This is a genomic window from Psychroserpens damuponensis, from assembly GCF_000826655.1.
In the GTDB taxonomy this organism is placed as follows: domain Bacteria; phylum Bacteroidota; class Bacteroidia; order Flavobacteriales; family Flavobacteriaceae; genus Psychroserpens; species Psychroserpens damuponensis.
Genome location: NZ_JXJO01000010.1, coordinates 180,556 through 203,731, shown reverse-complemented (window position 1 = coordinate 203,731; position 23,176 = coordinate 180,556). Strand labels below are relative to the sequence as shown.

At 30.7% G+C, this 23,176-nt stretch carries 19 protein-coding genes; 8 read left to right on the top strand and 11 right to left on the bottom strand.

Features of this window, described 5'->3' with window-relative positions; all coding sequences use genetic code 11:
- Complete coding sequence (locus TD29_RS05165; RefSeq protein WP_040279375.1) at positions 1-1,290, bottom strand: ribonucleotide-diphosphate reductase subunit beta; 1,290 nt, start codon at positions 1,288-1,290, stop codon at positions 1-3.
- Positions 1,291-2,278: 988 nt separating this feature from the next.
- Between TD29_RS05165 and TD29_RS05155 the strand changes: the two genes are divergently transcribed.
- The gene (locus tag TD29_RS05155; protein ID WP_040279371.1) at positions 2,279-3,013 is read left to right on the top strand and encodes a LytR/AlgR family response regulator transcription factor; all 735 of its coding nucleotides are present in this window, start codon (positions 2,279-2,281) and stop codon (positions 3,011-3,013) included.
- Position 3,014: 1 nt separating this feature from the next.
- Positions 3,015-4,997: a tetratricopeptide repeat-containing sensor histidine kinase gene (locus TD29_RS05150; protein WP_052466982.1), complete on the top strand. Its 1,983-nt coding sequence runs from the start codon at positions 3,015-3,017 to the stop codon at positions 4,995-4,997.
- On the opposite strand, the gene TD29_RS05145 is transcribed toward TD29_RS05150, so the two are convergent.
- From TD29_RS05145 to TD29_RS05125, 5 genes are all read right to left on the bottom strand, one after another.
- Positions 4,994-5,698, bottom strand: a complete 705-nt coding sequence (locus TD29_RS05145; RefSeq protein ID WP_084203392.1) for a DUF4412 domain-containing protein — start codon at positions 5,696-5,698, stop codon at positions 4,994-4,996. The two genes, TD29_RS05150 and TD29_RS05145, sit on opposite strands and share 4 nt — an antisense overlap.
- 100 nt (positions 5,699-5,798) lie before the next feature.
- Entirely contained in the window at positions 5,799-9,617 is a 3,819-nt protein-coding gene (locus TD29_RS05140; protein WP_040279369.1) for a T9SS type A sorting domain-containing protein, read from the bottom strand.
- A gap of 513 nt (positions 9,618-10,130) precedes the next feature.
- Complete coding sequence (locus TD29_RS05135) at positions 10,131-10,646, bottom strand: DUF6252 family protein (protein ID WP_040279368.1); 516 nt, start codon at positions 10,644-10,646, stop codon at positions 10,131-10,133.
- 4 nt (positions 10,647-10,650) lie between these two features.
- Entirely contained in the window at positions 10,651-10,836 is a 186-nt protein-coding gene (locus TD29_RS05130; protein WP_040279367.1) for a hypothetical protein, read from the bottom strand.
- 273 nt (positions 10,837-11,109) lie between these two features.
- Entirely contained in the window at positions 11,110-11,673 is a 564-nt protein-coding gene (locus tag TD29_RS05125) for a hypothetical protein (RefSeq protein ID WP_040279366.1), read from the bottom strand.
- Positions 11,674-11,858: 185 nt separating this feature from the next.
- Here TD29_RS05125 and TD29_RS05120 point away from each other — a divergent pair, with 185 nt between their 5' ends.
- Together TD29_RS05120 and TD29_RS05115 are read left to right on the top strand one after the other, a co-directional pair.
- The gene (locus tag TD29_RS05120; protein ID WP_040279365.1) at positions 11,859-12,410 is read left to right on the top strand and encodes an RNA polymerase sigma factor; all 552 of its coding nucleotides are present in this window, start codon (positions 11,859-11,861) and stop codon (positions 12,408-12,410) included.
- A 2-nt stretch (positions 12,411-12,412) separates the two neighbouring features.
- Positions 12,413-13,126, top strand: coding sequence for a tetratricopeptide repeat protein (locus tag TD29_RS05115; RefSeq protein ID WP_040279364.1), 714 nt, complete (start codon positions 12,413-12,415; stop codon positions 13,124-13,126).
- Here the strand turns inward: TD29_RS05115 and TD29_RS05110 are convergent.
- Entirely contained in the window at positions 13,123-16,149 is a 3,027-nt protein-coding gene (locus tag TD29_RS05110) for a CHAT domain-containing protein (RefSeq protein WP_040279363.1), read from the bottom strand. The two genes, TD29_RS05115 and TD29_RS05110, sit on opposite strands and share 4 nt — an antisense overlap.
- Positions 16,150-16,450: 301 nt before the next feature.
- Positions 16,451-17,020, bottom strand: a complete 570-nt coding sequence (locus TD29_RS05105) for a DUF3109 family protein (RefSeq protein ID WP_040279361.1) — start codon at positions 17,018-17,020, stop codon at positions 16,451-16,453.
- A gap of 112 nt (positions 17,021-17,132) precedes the next feature.
- Between TD29_RS05105 and TD29_RS05100 the strand changes: the two genes are divergently transcribed.
- From TD29_RS05100 to TD29_RS05090, 3 genes are all read left to right on the top strand, one after another.
- Positions 17,133-17,720: a MarC family protein gene (locus tag TD29_RS05100; RefSeq protein WP_040279416.1), complete on the top strand. Its 588-nt coding sequence runs from the start codon at positions 17,133-17,135 to the stop codon at positions 17,718-17,720.
- Positions 17,721-17,809: 89 nt separating this feature from the next.
- Positions 17,810-18,013, top strand: a complete 204-nt coding sequence (locus tag TD29_RS05095) for a hypothetical protein (RefSeq protein ID WP_040279360.1) — start codon at positions 17,810-17,812, stop codon at positions 18,011-18,013.
- A complete protein-coding gene (locus tag TD29_RS05090) occupies positions 18,013-18,615 on the top strand; it encodes an FAD-dependent oxidoreductase (protein ID WP_174435337.1) in 603 nt (200 codons plus the stop codon). Before TD29_RS05095 ends, TD29_RS05090 begins: the two co-directional genes overlap by 1 nt.
- Here TD29_RS05090 and TD29_RS05085 read toward each other — a convergent pair.
- The 3 genes from TD29_RS05085 to TD29_RS05075 form a co-directional block, all read right to left on the bottom strand.
- Positions 18,612-20,237 carry a S41 family peptidase gene (locus tag TD29_RS05085; protein WP_040279357.1) on the bottom strand — a complete coding sequence of 542 codons (1,626 nt, stop codon included), beginning with the start codon at positions 20,235-20,237 and terminating at the stop codon, positions 18,612-18,614. The two genes, TD29_RS05090 and TD29_RS05085, sit on opposite strands and share 4 nt — an antisense overlap.
- Positions 20,238-20,669: a deoxycytidylate deaminase gene (locus TD29_RS05080; protein WP_040279356.1), complete on the bottom strand. Its 432-nt coding sequence runs from the start codon at positions 20,667-20,669 to the stop codon at positions 20,238-20,240.
- 154 nt (positions 20,670-20,823) lie between these two features.
- The gene (locus tag TD29_RS05075; RefSeq protein WP_152611467.1) at positions 20,824-21,414 is read right to left on the bottom strand and encodes a HupE/UreJ family protein; all 591 of its coding nucleotides are present in this window, start codon (positions 21,412-21,414) and stop codon (positions 20,824-20,826) included.
- A gap of 391 nt (positions 21,415-21,805) precedes the next feature.
- Here TD29_RS05075 and TD29_RS05070 point away from each other — a divergent pair, with 391 nt between their 5' ends.
- Positions 21,806-23,173 (top strand): tyrosine-type recombinase/integrase, encoded by a 1,368-nt coding sequence (locus tag TD29_RS05070; protein WP_040279355.1) that lies wholly within the window; start codon positions 21,806-21,808, stop codon positions 23,171-23,173.
- Positions 23,174-23,176: the final 3 nt, after the last annotated feature.

The following is a 23,176-nucleotide window of genomic DNA, read 5'->3' as shown; positions in this document are numbered from 1 at the left end:
TTAAAATAAGTCGTCGCTAGTTATACTTTTGGTTCTTTTGCTATAGTTGATTGAACGTTTTACGAAGAAATCTCCGTGTTTTGTTCCAATGATTTCGTCATCAAACCATTCGGTTTGTTCTAATAAAGTATCATCAACATCAAAAACTTTTGTGATACCGATACTTTCTAATGAGTTATTGAATCTGTTTTTAATAAATTCATTGATGACATTTTTAGGTAAAAATTCTAATTCTCCTGCTTCAAAAATCCAGTCTACAAGTTTGCTTTCAGCTTTAAATGCTTCTTCACATAATTCTCTTACAACATTACTGTGTTCTTGATCAAACCAAGTTGGGTTTTCATCTTTGATAATTCTAATAATATCAATTCCAAAATCACCATGAATTTGCTCTTCTTTTGATGTTGCTTCAACGACATTAGAGACACCTTTTAGCATATTTTTATGCTTGTTAAAGGCCATAATGATTAAAAACTGCGAGAATAAAGACACATGTTCTATAAAAAGAGAAAACAATAAAATAGACTCTGCATATTCTTTATTATCCTCACTTTTGGCATTTTTTAGAGCGGTTTCTAAATAATGAACACGTCTCATTATGACAGGTTTCTTCTTGAGGTTTTTAAATTCATTATTAAGACCTAATATTTCTAATAAATGTGAGTAAGCATCATGATGACGTACTTCACTTTCAGCAAAAGTTGCACCTACCGCTCCAATTTCTGGTTTTGGCATTTTATTATAAATCTCACCCCAAAATGATTTTACAGCAACTTCAATTTGTGAAATAGCAAGCATTGTATTTTTAATAGCATTTTGCTCTACAACGGTTAAACGTGTTTTAAAATCTTGTATATCACTTGTAAAGTTGAATTCAGAATGAATCCAGTATGAATGTCTAATAGCATCAACATAATCATTAAGCGCAGGATATTCGTAAGGCTTTAAGTTGATACGTTTTTCAAAAATATTTGTTTTTCTGTTTCTTGTTTGCTCATCTCTGTATAAAATATAAGCTTTTGCAACATCTTGAAACGTACTGTTCATTAATTTAAGCTCTACAAGATCTTGAACTTCTTCAACAGTAGGTAAATAGTTGTGGTCTTTGCTTTTGCGTTCTAATAATGCAATTAAAACATTTGCCGAAATCTCTTTAGCGTCTTCTTTTGAGCCATTGCCAACAGAAATCATGGCTTTTTCTACAGCATTAGAAATTTTATTTAAAACAAAGGGTGTTGTTTCGTAATCTCTCTTTATAATTTGCGTAATTTCTAATTGTGTGATGTCCATAATTTTTTCAATTTAAAGGCCAAGATGTCTTTTGAATGTTTTGTGTGCATTCAAGATTTAAAAGTAAATCTGTAAATCGTATAATATTTCTCCTTAATTGGAATAAAAAAGGACCGTATTTTATAAATGATTTTTTCTCTCAAAAAAAACTAAAACCTATTCTGTTTTGCTGTCAACAAAGATTGACAATTGTGGTTAAAGATAAAAGACAATTTTATAAACATTGTCAACAAGTTTTTAACAAAGCCTATTATACCTAGAAAAACCTAAGATTATCAAAAATGAACATAACTAACTAGTAATCAAGTGATTGTAATTTATGGAAATTCGATTTTTTTGTAAGATAAATCCTGTTAAAACTTTCCTTAAGAAGTGGTTTTATGGGAGGTTTTTACTTTGAGATTTTGAGTTGTGAAGTTTAGAAAATAAAAATGTTTTTGCTTTGCTTATTTTTTTAAAAAATCCATAAAAAGTAACAAATTTTAACTCAAAACTATAGTTTTTTGATTTCTGCTGAAATGTAACATTGCAACAAAATGTATTTTAGGTTTACTAAATTAATGTTCTTTAAAATTTATTAGACAAAAAAAGAGAGCTATTTCTAGCTCTCTTTTCTTCCCTAATAATTAACTAACTAAAACTATTCACAATACATGAAGTTTTGTTGTTTGAAATTAATGTTTTAAAAAAGTCAAGTGTCAACCTAAATTTTTTAATGATTAATAGCATTATATTAAAATAGTAAAATCCCCACGATTACTCTATTTCAATCTATTAACTTGATTGGCTAATTTAATTTCAGTTCAAATATGATAAATTAATAGGCTTAAAAAGGTTCAATTTGTATGGATGGTTACAAAAAGTGTATAAATGGTAGTCCTCTTATAAAAGCACTGAAAAAAAACACGTAATTAACACTTTACACAGAAAAAGTTGCTAACTATACATATTACCCACAAGGTAAAAATATATGTTCTATATTTGAGTTATGATAAAAGCAGTAATCGTAGACGATGAGCCAAAAGCTATTCAAGGATTGTCATGGGAACTCACAAATTTTAGTAATGATATTGAAATTATAGAGACGTTTTCTAATCCTGAAGAGGCCATTACATATTTAAATGTCAATACTCCAGATTGCTTATTTCTTGATATTCAAATGCCAACAATGGATGGTTTTCAATTTCTTGGAAAATTATCCAATACCAACTTCGCTATTGTGATCACAACAGCTTATGATGAGTATGCCATTAAAGCTTTAAAGCATGAAGCTATTGATTATTTGTTAAAACCAGTAGATTCTGATGATTTAAAAGATACCATTTTAAAAATTAAAAAGTTCAATTCTAGACTGGCTAATTCGTCTACAATTGAAGATGTTTTGATTAGCTTTAATGAAAGGTTCGATAAAAAGAAGATTACTATTAATACCGATGGTAAACTTATATTTTTAGATATTGATGATATTTTATTTGTAGAGTCTGATGGTAATTACAGCACTATAGTAACTAGTAAACAGCAAAAAATAGTCATTACGAAAAAGTTAAAAGAGGTTGATGCTATTTTGCCCAACCATTATTTTTTTAGAATTCATAATTCGTTTATCATTAACCTAAATAAGATTAAAGAGTTTATTAAAAGCGAAGGCTATGTTGTGATGGAGTCTAATCATAAAATACCTGTTGCTAGACAACGAAAATCTGATTTTTTAGAAAAACTATAATTTGAATGTTTTCAAAACACATGGTGTCATTTTATCAGCTAAATTTTTATTAGCTACATGTATATGCTTTTTACTTAGTGTACAATCGCTTTTAGCTCAGGATGATCCTAATAGCTTTAAACAAGATATGGCCAATTTAGAAATTTTAAGGCCTAAAAACTTTTCAACTCTAGATTCTATTTTCAAAAAACATGCTACAGATAGTCTTAAAATGAAGTCGTTAATTAAGGCCTCTAAAACTTTAGATTATGTAGAAGGGGAAAGTTATGGGCTTAACGCATTAGGTGTTATTTATAGAAATATATCTCATTACGAGGCATCAATTGCCACACACAAAAAAGCCAATGCTCTTGCAGTTGAAAATGATAACTTAGAATTCAAAATTATAAGCTTAAATAATATAGGTGTTGTGTATCGAAGAATGGATCTTGTAAAACCTGCATTAGATTTTCATACTAAAGCATTAGATTTTGCACGATCTGTAGAGAATCCATCACAAACAATAGCTTACAATATTGCTGTCTCTCAAAATAGTATTGGGAATATTTATCTCATTTTAGAGCAATATGAATTGGCTTTAAAACAATTTGAAAAATCTTTAGAAATTGAAAAAGCACTAAGTAATAGATTAGGACTGGCTATTAATTATCAAAATATTGGATATGCTTATGAGTCACAAGGTGATCTTAACAATGCGCTTCGTAATTATAAATTGTCTTTAGAATTTAATGAGCAGATTAATTCAAATTTAGGACGTGTTATTTGTTATAATAGCATTGGACAAGTGTATATTAAACAAAAAAAATATATAGACGCAAAAATAATTATAGAAAAAGCATTGCAAAAAGCTCTAAAAATTAATGATCAATTTTACATAGCTGCATCATATATAAATTTAGGTTGGGTTCAAAAAGAAATGGGCAAACTTATCGCTTCCGAAGACAACTTAAAAAAGGGATTGGAAGTGGCAAAGCAGTTTAATTTAAACCTCTCTATTGTTGAGGCAGATAAGCATCTTTCAGAATTATATGATAAAACCAATAACTATGAAGCTGCATTAAATCATTATAAAGAGTCGGTTGCTGTAGAAAAAACCATTAACAACGATCGTAATTTAAGGTATGTTAATGATGTTATAATACAATTTGAAAACGAAGCTAAAAACAATGAAATTAAAGCACTTGCAACAGAGAATCAAGTTTGGAAAACGAAGTTAGAGCGCAACAAAAAAGTGTTTTGGTACTCTATGTTGGTTCTTGCTATTATAGTAGGTGTCTTGGTTGCACTGTATAGAACACGGCAATTAAGTCAAGAAAAGCAGATTTTAACCTTAGAGCAAGACATGCTACGAAGTCAAATGAATCCGCATTTTATTTTTAATTCATTAAACTCAATAAAACTGTACATTATTAATAATGAGAAAGAAAATGCGGTTTACTATTTAAACAAGTTTTCTAAACTTATTAGAAAAATTTTAGTGGCTTCTTCGGAAAAGGAAAATTCCCTGGAAGATGAGTTAGATACCATGAGATTATATATGAATATTGAAAACATTAGATTTTCAAACGAAATAGACTTTGACATTCATGTTGATGATAATATTAATACTGCCAATATAAAATTACCATCATTGGTATTGCAACCGTTTTTAGAAAACGCGCTTTGGCATGGACTATCTTCTAAAAAAGAGGATAAAAAAATTAAATTACATGTGTATAGAACAGAAGATGAATTTGTAATGATTTCTATAAAAGATAACGGTATTGGAAGGGTACAATCAGAAAAAATAAATAAAGACAAACTTATAAAACGAAAATCTGTAGGTATAGCAATTACAAAAGCGCGATTAGCAAATTTTTCTAAAGACTACACCCACGATTATCATATTGATATTGAAGATTTGTATGATGATAATAAAATAGCCATTGGTACAAATGTTATCGTTAAAATACCAACACGTTCAAATGTTTTAAGAACAGCTTAATTTCCAAAGGCAGACATCATAGAGCCGTAAGCTGACGCATCTATTGAAAAATCTGTTTTATCTAAGCCAATACAATCCATTGTCATACTGTTTTTAGATTTCTTTTTGTCAACAAAAATCATCTGCATCATGAGTCCGTTTTCTGCATATTTTTTCATCCAAGCAGGATTAAAACCTTTAGGCATCTTTTTAGCATTTGCACCAAAAACTTGATTAAAACTTACAGGAACATCATCTGTAATATAAAACGTGATTTTGTGTTCATCATTTTCACTTACAAAGCCTTCACAGTCATAACCCATTATGGTTTTTGAGTCAATTTTAGTAAACGTATAGTCTGCATTGTTAGCATCACTAGCAAAATCTGAGGGTTTGATTTTAGTTTTTTGAACCACTTTTTTGCCCATCATTTCCATGAACATGGCAGTCACACTAAGATTTGAATCCATAACCATAAACATTTTTGTATCTGATCCTTTTGTCATCTCTGCTGTGTCAAAACCAAAATATTGAGCATCTTCTTTAAGGTAGTATGTTAGTACAAAATCTCCTTTTTTATGGGTCATTTTAAGCTTGTAAGAATAATCAAAATCATAAGTTGCTGGTAAATCTATTTTAGATGCTTTTTGAGAATAACCGTTTGTAAAAAACATTAAAAATGTTAGGCAAAGGGCTGATTTTAAAAAGTGTTTTGTTTTCATAATTGTTTGATTTTTAAGTTCTAAGATAGAAATTAATATGCTTGAATTTATAAGATTGTGTGTGTTTGGTGATAGTTGTTGTGTATTTGGTAATTAACGGTTAGTTTATAATTAATTTTTTGGTAAATGTTCCAATTTCCGAAGAAACCTTAAGGATGTAGGTGCCACTATTTAATTGAGAAACATCAATTGTATTTTGTTGTGAAGTTTTAACTTTTTCACCTAAAATAGTAAAGATTTCAGTGTTTAATATAGAGTGTACGCTTTCAATATGTACTAATGTATTTGTTGGGTTTGGAAACATTTTAAACTGTGAATCTATGCTTGGATTGCTAATACTTAAACTTTCAATTGTAATAAATCGTGTTTGAATACTATTAGTAATTATAGCAGGATTTTGGTCAAAATAAATACTAGCATCATTGTTAACTATAGTGTTTTCAGCAATACCTTCTAATGCTTTAATCTTAAATTTGATGTAGCCATCATTGTTAGCGTCATCAAATGGTAAAAAGATGTTGTTAAAGCTAAATTTTAATATATTTTCATTATTTCCATTTTTTATAATATCCACATTATGATTGTGACTAGATTCAATTACTTTAACTGAGTGTGGGTCTAAATTTTCATCTAAAACATCAGAAACAACAACATCTTTTGCTGAGAAATTGCCTGAATTTTCAAAGCGAATGGTATAGGTTAACCATTTGCGTTCAATATGTCTATCGTTAATTACTCCAGGAGCGCCTTCATCTACTAATTTATCATTTGGATCATATGAGCTGTAAATTTTAGCAGCATAAGGTCCTGGTCCATATATTTGTTTAGGCTCAGTGTATGGTGGATCTATATAAACATCGTTTGGATTTAAGTAAGGAGAATCGTCAACATCAAAGCCACTTAAATTATCATCTCGATCCTCTAAGGGAAATAAAATTATAGGATCAAAAAGCGGATTACTATTTGTGTCTTCAAAATTATCAGAATCAACGCTTGAAACACCATGATTTATAATTATACCAGTTTCAGAAGGATCAAAAAGACCAGTATCTATTTCTATAATGTATGTATTGAGTGGACTCACTGTTGGTATTGTAATTTTTATATCAGTTTGTGAACCTGTTTCTATGATGTCTGGCGTAATGGTTAACTCATTTTGTGTATAAGTACCTAATGGTAGATCTATGCTCCATTTATTATTCCTTTGATCAATAGTTACTTTATCTATAAGTTGAAAGCCTCCATTAGGATCTAACTCATACACTTTTACATCGTCAATAGAAGGTAAAATGTTTGTGCTATTTTCATCTTGATTTTTAAAAGTGTAGGTAACTTCAAGATTATTAAACGTTTTTGTTGTAGATAAATTACCGATTGCAGTGGTGTAGGTATTTTCAAAATTAGCTCTTACAAATCCCCAAGCTCCTAATTTAGAGCTACTTTTTACAAGTAAAGAATTTACAAATTTAGGTTTTAACTGAAAATCGTTACCATCATAATCTTGATTGTTACTACCAACAGCGACTTCTAATTGTCTATTTGCAGCTGTAACAAATTGCCCAATGGTTGGTAAGGTGATTTCATAGGTAGAGTTTTCATCATAGATATAAAAGGCATAAACACCGTTGGCATTAGTAAATGTAGAATATATATTCCCGTTTAGTTTTAAAGCTACTAATTGGCCTGCATATTCTTCACCTGTATCAAAAACATTATTCTCATTAAGGTCGTTATAAATTAAACCAGAAACATTATAAGTTTCACCTTCAGTTCTGTATTCTGTGGCCATATCTGCATCTATAAGCTTAAATGTGTTTTGAGAAGCATGTGTCCACATAGCGCCTTGACTATCAATAGATAAATCGTCTGGTCTATAATGACCTAAAGCTGGCAAAATAGAATTGATACCTTCTAAAAATGTGGTACTAAATGACACATTAGATGTTCCTGCATTTTCAATTTTCACAATGGCTGCATTGTCGTTTAATAGTACATGAGCTACATTATTTGAATCCACGATCAATGACTGCATATTATAGAGTTCAGGGTGATCAACAGCAGGATAGGTTGTAAATGTTGTACCATCATAATAAATGAGTCCAGATGTTCTTACAAACCACATAGCACCATTTGGTGCAGCTACTGTGATTTGAGATTGGCCAAAATTTTCAGTAAATAAATAATCTATAGTTGTTGAAGTGCTAGTTTCAAATTTCTTAATAATTGTACCGTTACTCTCGTTTTTAGAAAACCAAGCATCTCCATTAGAATCTACCTGAAAATAATAAGCATTATCATAACTGTTGTCCAAATCAAATGTAGCAATCACCTGGTTGTATTTTAAAATTTTAATTTGGAGTGTACTTTCGTTATACCACCAAATCTCATCTTTATGTCGTACTAATCCGTTAATATTTTGATTCGTATCATTGGACAAACCGTAGAATAAAGGTGTGTCTATTTTAGTGACTTTTGTGCCGCTATTATTTAATGGTATAATTGGTTTGTCATCGGTATCTATGGTTGCGTAACTACCAAGATTAGGCACGTTTGTAAAAACAAACTGCTCATCATTTGCTTTACGATGTACAATGACATCATCAAACCAATTAAACCACCACATGCCACCATTATCATCGGGTAAATTATAATTAAATCGTTGGCTAGATAGGTGTGAGATATTATCTGTTTCAGTATCTGTTATAGAAGACCAGTTACCATTATCGTATATTAAAATTTGATCAACACTACTAGAGCCCGAAGAAGCTGAAAACGTTGTGAAATAAAACTTATCGTTTTTATAAAAGATATTATCTGGTACATATGGTGACTCCACACCTAATTGTGGCAAATCTGTTAATGGTATTTGTTCCCATTGCGGTACATCTTGGTCAAACTCTAATTTAATCAAACCTGAATAATCAAGTGCTGTACACCAAATTGTACCAGCATTGTCTAGAGCTATATTACTAAACTTATACGTATAAGCAGGATTGGTTACTCTTGGTAATTCATATTGCTCAAAAGTTTCATTTACGATATTAAATTTAAGAATGCTACCGTCGTTAGTTTCAGTTAAAGCTAACCATAAATCACCGTTATTATCAAACTTAAGATCATTTACATTATCGCTTGGTAAACTTGGCGTTGTAGTACTATTATAAATTGTAGTTGTATAATCTAGCACACTTACTTTAAATAAACCCGATTGAATACCAAAGTATAGGTAATCTTCTCGATATGTAAACGTTGGCGAATTAAGTGCACCCGATGATAATTGCGATACATTAATTGTTGAGGACAAAGCGCTTTCATAAACTAATCCATTATCATCGGTATATCTATACAAGTGAGCGTTAGTGCCTTGACGTGCTATAATCCAAGCTAGATCACGATCTTCATCATATGTTATAGTAACAGGACTGTGAAAATTAGGAAATTCTATGGTAGTTATCGTTTTTTGAGTGCGATTATAAGTGTATAAATAATAATCTCCACCAGAAAAAATAACATTGTTATTGGGCATAATTAGAGCACTTCTAAAAATATTATCATTTTGCCAATCTCCAGCTGTGGTGAAATCTGGGATAGCAATATTTGGTACATTCTCATAAGAACCATCTGTTAATTTAATAGATAAACCATCATTAGTTACAAATGCTTCATCTGCATTAGCTCTATTTTCTAACATAAACCTTATGTTCCTGTTATTAAGCCCATAACTTTCTTCTACAACTCCTAAATTTCCGTAACCATCGCAAAAGGTTAATTTACCGGCTGCTTCTGGTAAGGTGTTGCCACATTCATTAGCATAAAATACTAATTTAGTTCCTGGAATATACGCTTCAGATGTTGTGATTTGAGCATTTAAAATTTGGGTTAATCCTAATAAAATTAGGGTGAGTAATTTAATTTTCATGATAGCAAATGTTTATATTCATTTCCCATTAGTATCATTTTATTTAGAAGGTAAACATCTATTGTGATTATTTTTAAAATTATCTGGTCAGGGTAAAATCTTGATAACTAAAAAACTCAGAACTTATGTTGTTCTGAGTTTTTATAAGTTGTGTAATATGAATATAACAACTAGCAGACTAAGCTCAAAAAGGGCTTATACTATAAATTTTGCGCCAGCAGTTAACACAAGTTGATCACCATCAATAATGACATATTTTAATTCTGCAAAAGGTTCAATTTTACCACCAATACTAAAGTTTGCTCTAGCTCCAATAATTAAACCAATTCTACCATCACTAGTAGAGTAGTTTTCTTCAAAAAAATCATTAGAGCCATCAAAAGAGACTTTAACACAAGAGTAATTGATACCTCCAAGACCATAAATAGAGATGCTGTTTTCATTTATAAAATAATAATTGGCATTAGTATTAAATTTAAACCAATTAACTTTTACAAAACTTTCATCATAAGTTTAGAAGTAAAGAACGTCAATATTAAATTCACCATCAGTAAACTCATAAACTTGTGGCTCGTCGTCTCTTGAGTATGTAAAGAAAAAGGTTCCTTTTACATTGCGTAAAGACGTGGTGATTTGTTCACTACTTGTAATAGTTATGCTGCCTTGCATTGCTGTATATGTGCTAACAGCTGGATCTGGGTTGCTGGTTCTATATGTAGAGATCACCTGAGTATCGGTATTTCCAGTTGCAGTATATGTGCCTAATTCTACACTTGGTATAGTAATATCTACGTTTTCGCCATTATCTTTTGTTGCGGTTATACTGAAAAAATTAACTCCTACTGAACCAATTGCAATGACATCGTCAGCTGTAAATACTCCGTCATTAACTAACGCAGAAAATTGTACATCATCTCCACCATTATCATCTGGCGAATTTGAATCATCAGAAGAACATGATGTTAATAGTGATGCGCTAAAAAGTGCGATAAAAAATATTTTCGAGAGGTTTAAGAATTGTGTTTTCATAATTTTATTTTTTAATAATTTTAAAAGTTTTTATTTTATTTACATCTTTAAACTGAAGCTGAATCATATATACACCATGATTTAAAGCACTACCGTTTAGGGTATGTAATTCAGAAGTTGTAGTCTGTTCTGTATTATTTGGCATACTTATATGCACACTATCTGAAATAGGGTTGAGAAAAATATTCATAGTAGGACTATCAATTAAGGTGTCAACAGTCAAGGTTTCCTGTAGATGCTATCACTTGCTTGTCTATACTTTGAGCAGAAGCTAGTAGCGTGCAGCTTACTGAAAAAATCTTTATAACGCGTGGTTTCATGAGAATTGAGTTTTTGTTTATTTCTCTTTAGTGTTCTATTTAGAACTAGGTAAACATAGAGGTTGTGTTTTTTTATAACAACTTCACATTGTATGGTCATTTCAAAAAAAAACCTCACGAATAAACGGTTGGAAAAATAACTCTTACTCCATAGTCTTAAACAGAGTTTTCATTATTGCAATGGCGTCTTCCTTTGCAGAATTTTTTAGGCTATTCATTTGTAAATTGTATCGAAGATTGTTTTTTAGAACTAGGATTTTAGCACCATTAAACCATGGAAAGAAATAAGCTTCATCTCCTAGGCCTTCAATTTTAGTCCATCCTTTTTCATTTTCTAATTTCCATTCTAGATTAAAGTTGTTGTTTTTTTTAGATTGTCCTTTCAAAATTAGTCCTATTCGATCTTCATTAGATATAAAAGTAACTTCGCATTCTGGTGTTGAACGATCTGTTGACTCCTTTGCTTTTATATCACTGGCATCGGGAAAAACAGATGTAATCACGTCAGTATTTATGAGCTCACAAAATGACATTCCATATTGCTCATAGCTTTTTCCTGCGAGCTTAGAGTTTGTTTTAGAGGTGTCTATTTTTGACTCTTTTGCTGTATTTTTTGAAACAACGTTGTCTTTATTAGATGTGGACTGGTTGCATGATGCAAAACTTAAAATTAAACTAAGAACAATTCCGTTTTTAAAAAATTTCATAATTATATGTTTTCAATATTGAAGATTAATATGACTTTTTAGATGGGTCACCTCATAGATAATTTTTAAAGCCATTACATTTATATATCGTTTAGTGTGCTAATTACTAAAAGGTAAACAAGGTTTGATACTTTTTTATGTTTTTAAATTATGTTGTTTACTTTTGAAAACTTAATGACACTAATATGGTAGATGAGGTTCTTGTTGAAGCTTTAAAAAAACGAAATTCAGACGCACTGAAGTCGGTTTATTTAGGTCACAAGGCGGCTTTTATTGGATTCGCAAAAAAATATCCAATAGATGAAGCAACGATTATTGATATTTATCAAGACGCTATTATTGCGTTGCATGATAACGCTGTTAATGGAAAATTGGATAATTTAAAAAGTGAATTAAAAACCTATTTGTTTAGCATTGGTAAATACATGATTTATAAAAAGTTAAAGCAACAAAAAATAATGTATTCTGTTGAAGGGAATACTGCTTTAGAGAACTTAAAAAGTGACACTGATTTTTCAGTGAATTTAATAGAAGAATTATCTGAAGATCAACAAAAATTACAAACAGCCTTTAAGAGTTTAGGTGATAAATGCAAAGCCATATTAACGCTATTCTATTACAGGGGTTTTACAATAGAAGAAATCACCAATGATTTAAATTACTCAAATAAAGATGTAGCAAAAAGTCAAAAATCACGCTGTATAAAATCTCTTAAAAATTTGATTTTCAATACCTAATTATGACTAAAGACAAACTCATAGAGCACTATTTTTCTAAAACGCTTTCCGCTGAAGCGCAAAGGGAATTTGACCATTTACTGGCCACAGATCTCAAATTTAAGCAATCATTTAAGTTTCAAGAAGATCTTAAAACGGTTATTAAAAAAGAAGAGCAAACACAAATAAAACAAGAATTAAGGTCTTTTGAAACTTCAAACAAGACGTTTTCAAAAAAATATTTAAAATGGTTTGTTGCAGCTTGTGTTATTGTATTGCTGTCACTCCCGTTCTGGCAATTTGGCCAACCTAAATTAGATAATGAAGCTCTTTTTGCTGCCAATTTTGAGCCTTATGAAAATGTTGTACATCCAATTGTAAGAGGCGAAACTTCTAGTAGTTTAAGAACAAAGGCCTTTATATCTTATGAAGCTAAAGACTATGGCCAAGCCCTTAATTATTTTGATGCTCTTTTAATTGAAAGTGATAATGCTACAATTTCGTTTTATAAAGCAAATGTATTATTACAACTTAATAGGTATAAGGAGGCGATAGAAATATTTGAAGACAATACTGAATTATCGCAAAAACTAAAGAGCCAACAACAATGGTATTTAGCCCTTGCCTATATTAGAAGTAATAATACGACGAAAGCCACAGTGCTTTTAAACACTGTTATAGAAAGTGGTAATTACAAAAAAAGGGCTGCAGAGCAACTTTTAAAGCAATTGGATTAAATTACTTGCTTTCTTTTGATAAAAACAAAAATTAATAATACTAAAATTAAACCTCCTATAATATACCAGATTGTGTAAGTATCTTTTGTTGTAATAGGTGATATATCACCAGAGATAATAAAGCCTGCCCAATAATATGGATGCTTTAATAGTTCGTTTTCCGTAGCATCTAAATAATCTAGTTTTGCTAATTGTAGTGCTTTAGATTTGTCATTACCTTCTTTTAAATGCTTGTAAAAAGAAACCATTATTTCTTGCGTAGCATCATCTGGAGCACTCCATAAACTTGATAAAACTGAAGGTACTCCTGCTGCCGTAAAAGCAGTATTCATTGACACAATTCCTTTTCCTGTTTTTAATTCACCAACACCTGTATTACAGGCGCTTAAAACAGCCATGTCTGCATTAAGATTTAAACCGTATAATTCTGAAATGTAAAGTTTATGATCTTCATCGTCATCTGAAAATACCAAACTACTTAACTCAGAGTCGTTGTCGTTCAAAAATGAATGCATAGATAAATGAAGAATAGAGTAATTGGGCGATAACGATTTAAATGAAGCTTTAGAAGCTTTATCATTTGTGTAAACGTCACTATTTTCAAACAGTTTTGAAATAGAAGAAACCTCCTTTAAAGCGCCTTCTAAATAATAAGGTTCGCCTCTTACTGCTAATTGTTTGTTAGAAGGTGTAAACAATGAATACGAAGGTGCGAATAAAGCAATCTTTCCATTTTTTTTAGTGTTATGAATAGGTGAATTTATAAAACTCAAAGCCGATGCGTAACTCACTTTCGTTTGGTTGAGAACATAAGTATCATTAAAAACTAAAAGTTCAAAAGGTAAATAATGTAAAATGTCATCTGGTATAATATGAACGTTATCTATAGCCAAAACATCTATACCTCCAAGCAAAGCATTGTAAAGACTCTTAGAATGTCGTTTTATAGTTGTAACTGGAATATTAATGTCTTTTAATTCAGAAACAAGATCTTTAACCTGAGTGCTTAAACTCTTGTAATCTTCTAATTTTGTTACGGCTACTTTATGATCGTAATAGCATATTCTAAACAGCTGGTTTTTAATAACTTTAAATTTGATAATATATCGGTCTTTAAAGGTTTCAAGATTTTGAAGCGGGTTGGTAATATTGATGAGCTTTGAAACATTAAAACCACCTTCCTGTAACTGTTCTTTGATAGTTTTAAGTTTTTCATTTTCCTCAAAAATAAGTTGACTTAAGCTATCTGATTTTGACCCAATGTTTTTCCTCTTTAAATACGTAATGTTAGAACGTATTTGTTGTTCTTTTTTAACTATTACATCGGCCTCTGTTTTGCCTGATATATTTCTATTTGCAAGAAATGTGTTTAATAAAAATTTAGCCTCAATAGCTTCAGTGAAATTTAAAAAGCGAATTTTGTCTTCTTCACTAATTAGGCCTTCAGCAGCTTTGTTATAGAAATACAATCCTATTTGATCATAGCTCTTTTTGAGTTTATCGTTTAAAAATTCTTGATTAAAATTAGATTCAAATTGTTTTAATGCTAATAAAAAAAGATGATGCTTAACCGTGTCATCTTTTACCGAGGAGTCATTGAGAGCATCTATAATTTCTAATATAAGTTCGGTATCGGTTAAATCTAAACTCGGTGTAAACTCATTATAAGTTATTGTCTTAATATCTAAAGCGCTATTGGCATCAGAAAAATCATGAATTAATTTATTAATATAGCTGTAAGCTACATCTTTACTCTCATTTCTAAAATTTAATGAAACATTTAAGATGAGCATGTCCTTTTTAATAAATTGAGGTACATCTTTTACAGTTTCTAATTTTTTTAGTAATTCTTGTGCTTTAAGAAATCGCTGTTGATCTATATAAATATTTATTTTTGCTACAGTAAACTCTTCTTCAAATTTTTCGAAACTTAAGTTTTTATGAATTTTTAAACCTTCATTCAGGAAAAGTAATGCCTTATCATTATCTATTGAGTAGTAAAATTTTGAAAGTATAATGTGCGCTGTTGCATAGAAGTCTGTTTCAATATCATCTAAATCATTTAGAGAATTGATTTTCTTCATCTCTTCAAAATGATATAAAATGAGAGCTTCCTCACCAGTTTTTCTGTAAATTTCCATTAGTGCTGAGTGAAATTGCAATTCTTTTTTTACACCAATTTTACCCATTCTATAACGTTGGGTTTCCTCTGCATTATTTTGATAAATTTTTAAACCTTTATTTAAATAACCTGCTGCGGTTTTGTAATTTCCTTGTCGCTTTTCATATTCTGAAAGATCATTATAAACACCTAATAAATAATCTAAATTAGGTCGTTCAACACTATTAAATAGGGCTTCTGCTTTTTTTATATATTTTAAACGCTCAGAAGGTATATTTAAAAAATTATGATGATAAACCATGGCTAAATCTTTATAAACACTAGCCATTACATTGGTGTCTTTTATCGTCATAAAACCATAAAATCGCTCAGCTTCTTTAAATACTTTTACCGATTTATTAAGCTTGCCAACTTCACGAGATACCACACCAGAACCGTGTAAACTTTTAAGCAAAACTAATGAGTCTATTGTTTTACATCTATAATGATACGCTATAGATTTACCAACATAGACATCTGTATCTTCCATGTTGCGAATAAAATTATGCGCAATAATATACATGCGTCTATAAGCTTGGTAAAGTCTTTCTGGTTTTGCGTTGCGAGCTTCGAGTTCTAAAATTTGAGATTGAAGTTCCTTATAAATTGGTTTATTAATTTCAGGATTGTCAACATTGAGTTCATTTTTACTCATTGCTAACAACAAATTTAAAAACGGAATAGTATCTTTTTGATTTACCGCAGCTAATTCAATTGCTTTCTCTCGTGGTTCTATAGCATTTTTAAATTGAAATTGTACTTGCAGTGAATCTGCGATTTTTGTGTACTCTTGCCAGGTTGTTTGGGCAGGCAAAGTACTAAAACATAAAAGTAAACTTAAAGTAAGATAAATGTATTTCATAAATAGAGTCAGTTTTCAAATACTTAATTCAAAAACCTATCAAAAATAGACTTATAGGTTTAGATTATAGCTTTTAAAAAAGTCTAATATACTATTTATAAGAAACTTACTTAAGTTTCTCTATCACTTTTATAATTTGATTTAATAATTTCAACGATTTCTAGAAGCATTACTTCTGTTTTACGTTTGTAAAAAAAGCTTAGGTGCGGCTAGAATTTTAGTGAGATTCTAATCACAGAACTTAAGTGTTGTTCTGCTAGAACTTTATAATACTTATAAATTGGTTTAAGCAACTTAATTGTTAGCTTTTCATTTTTTCAGCGACCTTCTCCAACTCAGTATACCAATCTTCCCCAAACTTTCTAATTAATGCTTCTTTTACAAATTTGTAAATAGGTACTTGTAATTCTTTGCCAAGAGAACAAGCATCATCGCAAATATCCCATTTGTCATAATTAACGGCAGAAAATTCAGAATAATCTTTTACACGAATAGGATATAAATGGCAAGACACTGGTTTTTTCCAAGAGATTATGCCTTGGTTATAAGCTTCTTCTATGCCACAGAGCGCTGTTTTTTTATCATCAAAAATAACATAAGCACAGTCTGCATCATTAATTAAAGGTGTTTCAAAGTCACCAAAAGTTGTCGTGATATGTGTGCCTTGTTGTTCAATAGCTTCAATGCCTTCTTGACGTAAAAACGGTTTTACTTTTGGATAAATGTCTTTGAGTATTTCAATTTCCGAAGCATCTAAAGGAGCTCCTGCGTCACCATCTATACAACATGCGCCTTTACAAGCCGATAAGTTGCAGACAAAATCTTTATCAATAATATCTTCTGAAACGATTGTTTTACCTAGTTGAAACATGCAGTTAAATGCTATAATTTATAAAAACAAAAGTAGGTAAACTTTACGATTTTTTAATGTTGAATATTTGTTATAAAGACCTACTTTTGCCGAAAATTTGAAAATCATGGACATACAATTAAATTTCAAGGAGATTTTTACGGCATTTATGATCTTATTTGCGGTGATTGATATTATTGGTAATATTCCAATTATTATCGATTTGCGTAAAAAGGTAGGACATATAGAAAGTGGAAAAGCATCTACCATTGCAGGTATTATTATGATCGTCTTTTTGTTTTTAGGTCAAACTATTTTATCCTTTTTAGGCGTTGGAGTAAATTCATTTGCTGTAGCTGGTGCATTTATTCTATTTTTTATCGCTTTAGAAATGATTCTTGGTATTACCTTATATAAGCAAGATGAAAGTTCAACAATGACGGCTTCTGTTTTTCCTTTGGCTTTTCCGTTAATTGCAGGACCAGGAAGTTTAACAACATTATTGTCGTTACGTGCAGAATATAGAATTGAAAATATCATTATTGCAGTTATACTAAATGTAATCATTATCTTTATAGTGTTAAAAACCTCATCAAGGATTGAGCGAATGATTGGTCAAAACGGGATTAATATTATTCGTAAAGTATTTGGTGTGATACTTTTAGCTATTGCAGTTAAATTATTTGCACAAAATATTAAAGCACTCTTTGAGATGGCTTAAATGAAAAAATCAGTATATGGCACGTGTGAGTTTGAGTTATGTGCCTTAGCATAGAGTAAACTCATGCGACCATTTAATACAATTTGTATATGAAATATTTTACCATAATAGTAACCATTATTGCTGTAGGACTAATTATCTATAACACAACAATGCTAAATTTTAATAATCTTTTTGAAGGTCAAAGTATTATTGCTTTAATTACAATACTTACGTCTTTATGTGCTATTATTTTACTACAAGTGTTAAGATTATCAAAGCGTGTAGATGACAAACTTAAAGGACGACAATAATGTATGATGTTTTAATTATAGGAGGTGGAGCAGCAGGAATGTCTTGTGCTTTAGTTTTAGGGTCGGCAAAACCAAAACCATTTGCGGCAGATAAGCAGATTGCAATTGTGACGCATCAAAAAACATCGCATTTGCAAAACGCATTATTTAATAATGTATTGGGATTAACTCCTGGTACTTTAGGTGCAGATATTTTAGAAAGCGGTACAAAACAGTTAAAACAATTGTATCCTCATGTTGAACAAATAGATAGTGAAAAAGTAACTTCTGTTTTACGTACTGCGGAAGGTTTTACAATTACGACAAATAAAGGTTCATACCAGTCAAAACTCGTTGTTATTGCTGTGGGTTATACAAATTTGTTAACCATACAAGGGTTTGAAAGTTATGTAGAACCACATCCAAGAGCTGCCATAGAAAAAGATCGTATATGGTTAAAAAATGAAGATCATTTAGTTGATAACGGTTTGTATGTTGCAGGAACCTTAGCTGGTTGGAGGAGCCAATTTGCTATCGCATCTGGAAGCGGAGCGCAAGTAGCTACAGATATTCTAACACTCTGGAATGATGGTAAGCAAACTAAAATACATGATAAGGTTTAGTGATCTTCATTAAGATCTACCTCAAAATAATAATTGCCTCGACTTAATAAAATGACCTCTTCAACCATATCATCACCTTCATTAATAATTTTTTCAGCAATAGTGCTTCCGTAGAGTTGTTGAGCTAATTCAGATTTTATTAAACGTTTCATTTGCTTATAATAAGCAACAAATGTGAGGTTGGTATTCTCTTTTTGATTTACAAAGTCTTGAAACTTAATTACGATATCATCGCTAATTTCAAAATTTGCTATAAAATCGTTAGCGGTAACATTATGATAAACACTTCGGTCTTTATCTAATTCTTCAAAAACAAAATTGCTAATGTATTCTCGACGTCTCAAATATTCTAAAGTTTCATTGTGTATGGATGCATTCATTGGCACAAACACATCAGGTATTATGCCACCACCACCATAAACGACTTTGCCTTTTGGTGTTGTGAATTTTAAAGAGTCTGCTATTTTTATTTGCTCTGCATCTTCAAATTCACCACTTTTTGCACGTTTATAATAATCTTTATAATAATCATTGTTTTTACCATTGTCATAAGGTCTTTGAATAGAGCGACCAGTAGGTGTGTAGTATCTAGAAACTGTTAACCTCACTGCGCTACCATCGCCTAACGACATTTCGCGTTGTACTAACCCTTTGCCGTAACTACGTCGACCAACAATGGTGCCTTTGTCATTGTCTTGTAAGGCGCCCGCAACTATTTCGCTTGCAGAAGCCGAACTTTCATTAATTAAAATATATACGTCACCTTCTTCAAAATCTCCTTTTCCTGTGGCATAGCTTTTTTCAACTTTACCTGTTTTGTTTTTTGTAAACAAAATAAGTTTGTCGTCTTCTAAAAATTCATCAACAATTTGTTCTGCAATACCCAAAAATCCACCTGGATTATCTCGTAAATCTAAGGCTAACTGTGTTGCACCTTGATCTTGAAGCATGTCTAAAGCATGCTTAAACTCTTTATAGGTAGACTCTGCAAAGCGATTGATTTTTATATAACCCAAATTATCGGTAAGCATGTAGGCTGCGTCTACACTTTCAATCGGAATAATATCGCGTTTCACTTTCAGCTCTATGAGTTCTTTTTCTCCTCGTCTATAAATTGTAAGTTTTACTTTAGAGCCTTCTTCTCCTTTTAATTTGGAAATAATATCTGCGTTACTCCATTGTTTTCCGAAGATAGAATCACCATCTGCCATAATAATACGATCACCAGCTTTAATGCCTGCCTTTTCACTTGGACCATCTTTAACCGTTTTAATCACAGCTATAGTGTCATTATACGTATAAAAGTTAACGCCTAATCCAACAAAATCACCTTTCATGTTATTGGTAACACGCTCTAATTCACTCTTTGGAATATAGGTAGAATGCGGATCTAGATTATCAAGAATGCCATTAACAGTGACATCTACGATGCTATCTGTGTTTACATTGTCAACATATTCGTAATCTATATAGTCTATGAGTCTGTTGAGTTTGTCTTTTTTACTGTTTGAAGTAAATAAGCGATCTGAAGTATCAGTAAAGTTTAATTTTCCTCCAATAAAAATACCTGCCGCGATTGCAACACCAATAATAAGTGGTATGTATTTTTTTTGGAATGCCATTTATGCGTTTATATCTTCAATTAATTCTAGCTCAATACCTGCTTTTTCTAAAAATTCTAATCCAGAATTGTCTTTATAACCTTGTTGGTAAACAACCCTTATAATTCCGGCTTGGTGTATGAGTTTGCTGCAATCTTTACAAGGTGATAGCGTAATGTATAACGTAGCGCCTTTGCAAGATTGTGTTGAAGCAGCAACCTTTAAAATGGCGTTAGCTTCAGCGTGTAACACGTACCATTTTGTATAGCCTTCGTCATCTTCACAATAGTTTTCAAAACCAGTTGGAGTGCCATTAAAACCGTCTGATATAATCATTCTGTCCTTTACTATTATGGCACCAACTTGCTTGCGTTTGCAATGAGAGAGTTTTCCCCATTCTTTCGCAATTCTTAAGTAAGCTTTATCGTAACGTAATTGTTTTTTTTGAGACATTTTCTAGGTTTAGTGGTTTTGAGTTTTCTTCGGAAATATCAACTCAACCATTAAAGTTATATTTCAAATGTAATAATTATTAAAAATCTAGGTCATGTTTTAAGACTTTCATAACGTTTAAGTTTTATCAAACGTATATTATCAACCTGATTTTTTAAGAAAATAAGTCGCTGTTAATTAGGGTTGGTAAAACAAAACCTACAACAATCGATGAGGTTACCATCACCCAATCTCGTTTTGAAAACCTAAAAATAGTTTGACATAGAAAACTTAAAAAGATAATAATAAAAGCTATGAAAAGTTGTCCAACTTCCATGCCTAATCCAACTTCAAAAAGTGCGAGTAGCTTATTTTCCGAAGAAGAAGTAATACGCTCTAACGTATCAATAAACCCTAAACCATGAATTAATCCAAAAAATAAAGTCGCAAAAAACACCAACCCAAAGGTGGTGCCATGAGATTTTTTGCCAGTAGTAAACACATTAAATAATGCGACTGTTATTATGGATATAGGAATTAAAAACTCAATCAATTTAAGGTTGACATTAATAATATCATATGTTGATAATGTTAATGAGATGCAATGACTAGCGGTAAATGTTGTTATGAGAATAAATACACGTTTCCAGTCCTTAAATAAATAAGGAACAGTAAGCACGATTAAAAATAAAATGTGATCGTAAGCTTTTATGTTTACAATGTGGTATACACCATTTTGAAAATTTGACAGAAATTGGTCTATCATAGTTATGGGATTTGGGTGTTACTAAATAAAATGTTTGGTTAAGTTGGTGTTGTATCAAAGTTACATTTAATTAGCGAGTTTGTGAAAATGTAACTAAAAATTACATGATTTGATGTTGTAGTATACATCGTAAAGCTAATTATATAAAATAAAAAAGGCTCTAATATTAAATTAGAACCTTTTCTGGTACTCAAGGTGGGAATCGAAACTTTGCATTTCGTTCAATCCCATTAAACCACAAACAATAATAAAACTACTCATTTTCAGTACTTTACACAATATTAATAAAAATCAATAATCTAAATAAATGCAATAAAATCTAATTTAATGCAAGTTTACAATACAACTACCGTACAGATTTTGTATTTTTGTATTGCAAAACCAACTTATCATGGCAACAGTTAATTTTTATTATCGTTCAACAAAAAAGAAAGCACCATTAACAATACGTTTTCTTTATAGAGACTACAGCACACCATCAACTGTAAAAGTCAGAAAATCCAAAGAATCAAAAGAAGTACCATATACCGACGTCACTCTAAACGCTAAAATTGAATTAGAAGTGACCAAAGAATATTGGGAAACTCAAAACAAACGAGGTGTAAGTGGCACAAATAAAAACCTAAAACCCGAAATTGATAAGAAATTATTAAGCATCGAAAATCACTTATTAGAATCGTTTAAAAATGACAAAGAAATTATATCAATAAATTCAGATTGGTTAAATAAAGAACTTGAGAAATACTACAACCCTAAAAAAATAGATCCTAAAGCAAAATACTTGTCTTACTGGATTGACTACATTATTGATAATGCCGACAATATAGAAACATCAAAAAACACAGTAGGACTATCTAAAAACACAATTAAAGGATATAACGACATTAGGAACGTTATAAAAAGATATCAGGACTTTGAGACTACCAAAATAAAAAGCCTTAATAAAGATTGGTTTAATGACTTCTTTGAATGGTTAAAGATTAATGAAAAATACTCACACAACACCGCAGTAAAAAAAGTTTCAATACTAAAAACGGTAATAAATAAAGCATCAAAGAAAGTTGAAACCGCTAACGACTTAGATAAGTTAGAAATAAAAACCGTTAACACATACGACGAGGACACCGACGTAATCACTTTAACGCTTGAAGACATACAAAAGATACAAAACTATAACTTTGAATCGAAAGCCTTTTTAAACGCTCGCAAATGGTTACTACTCGCTATCTATACAGGACAAAGAGGTAACGATTTACTAAACGGAATGATTAAAGAGAATTTTAAAAAAGATGGAGATAATTATAAAATAGAACTCAAGCAAATTAAGACAGGAAAAAAAGTTGTTATTCCTGTTTTACCAGCCGTTAAAGAAATATACAAAAACGGACTACCATACAAAGTAAGTCAACAGAAACTAAATAAGCACTTCAAAGATATTTGTAAACTCGCTGAAATTGACAATCTAATATTAGGCAAATTGAGAAACAAGAAGACCAACCGTTTAGAAAAAAAATTAAGACCTAAATACGAATACATAAGTACCCATACAGGGCGCAGAACCTTTGCAACTCTACATTTTAATGAATTGCCACATCAAAGTATTATGAAAGTAACAGGACATAAAAAATATGCTACATTTTTACAATACGTTCAAAAAGAAAGCGAAGAACACTTAGACACCTTTAATGATTATTATAAAAAGTTAGAAGACAAAAAAGAAACACAATTCACAGTAATTAAAAACGCATCAAATCAATAAGTA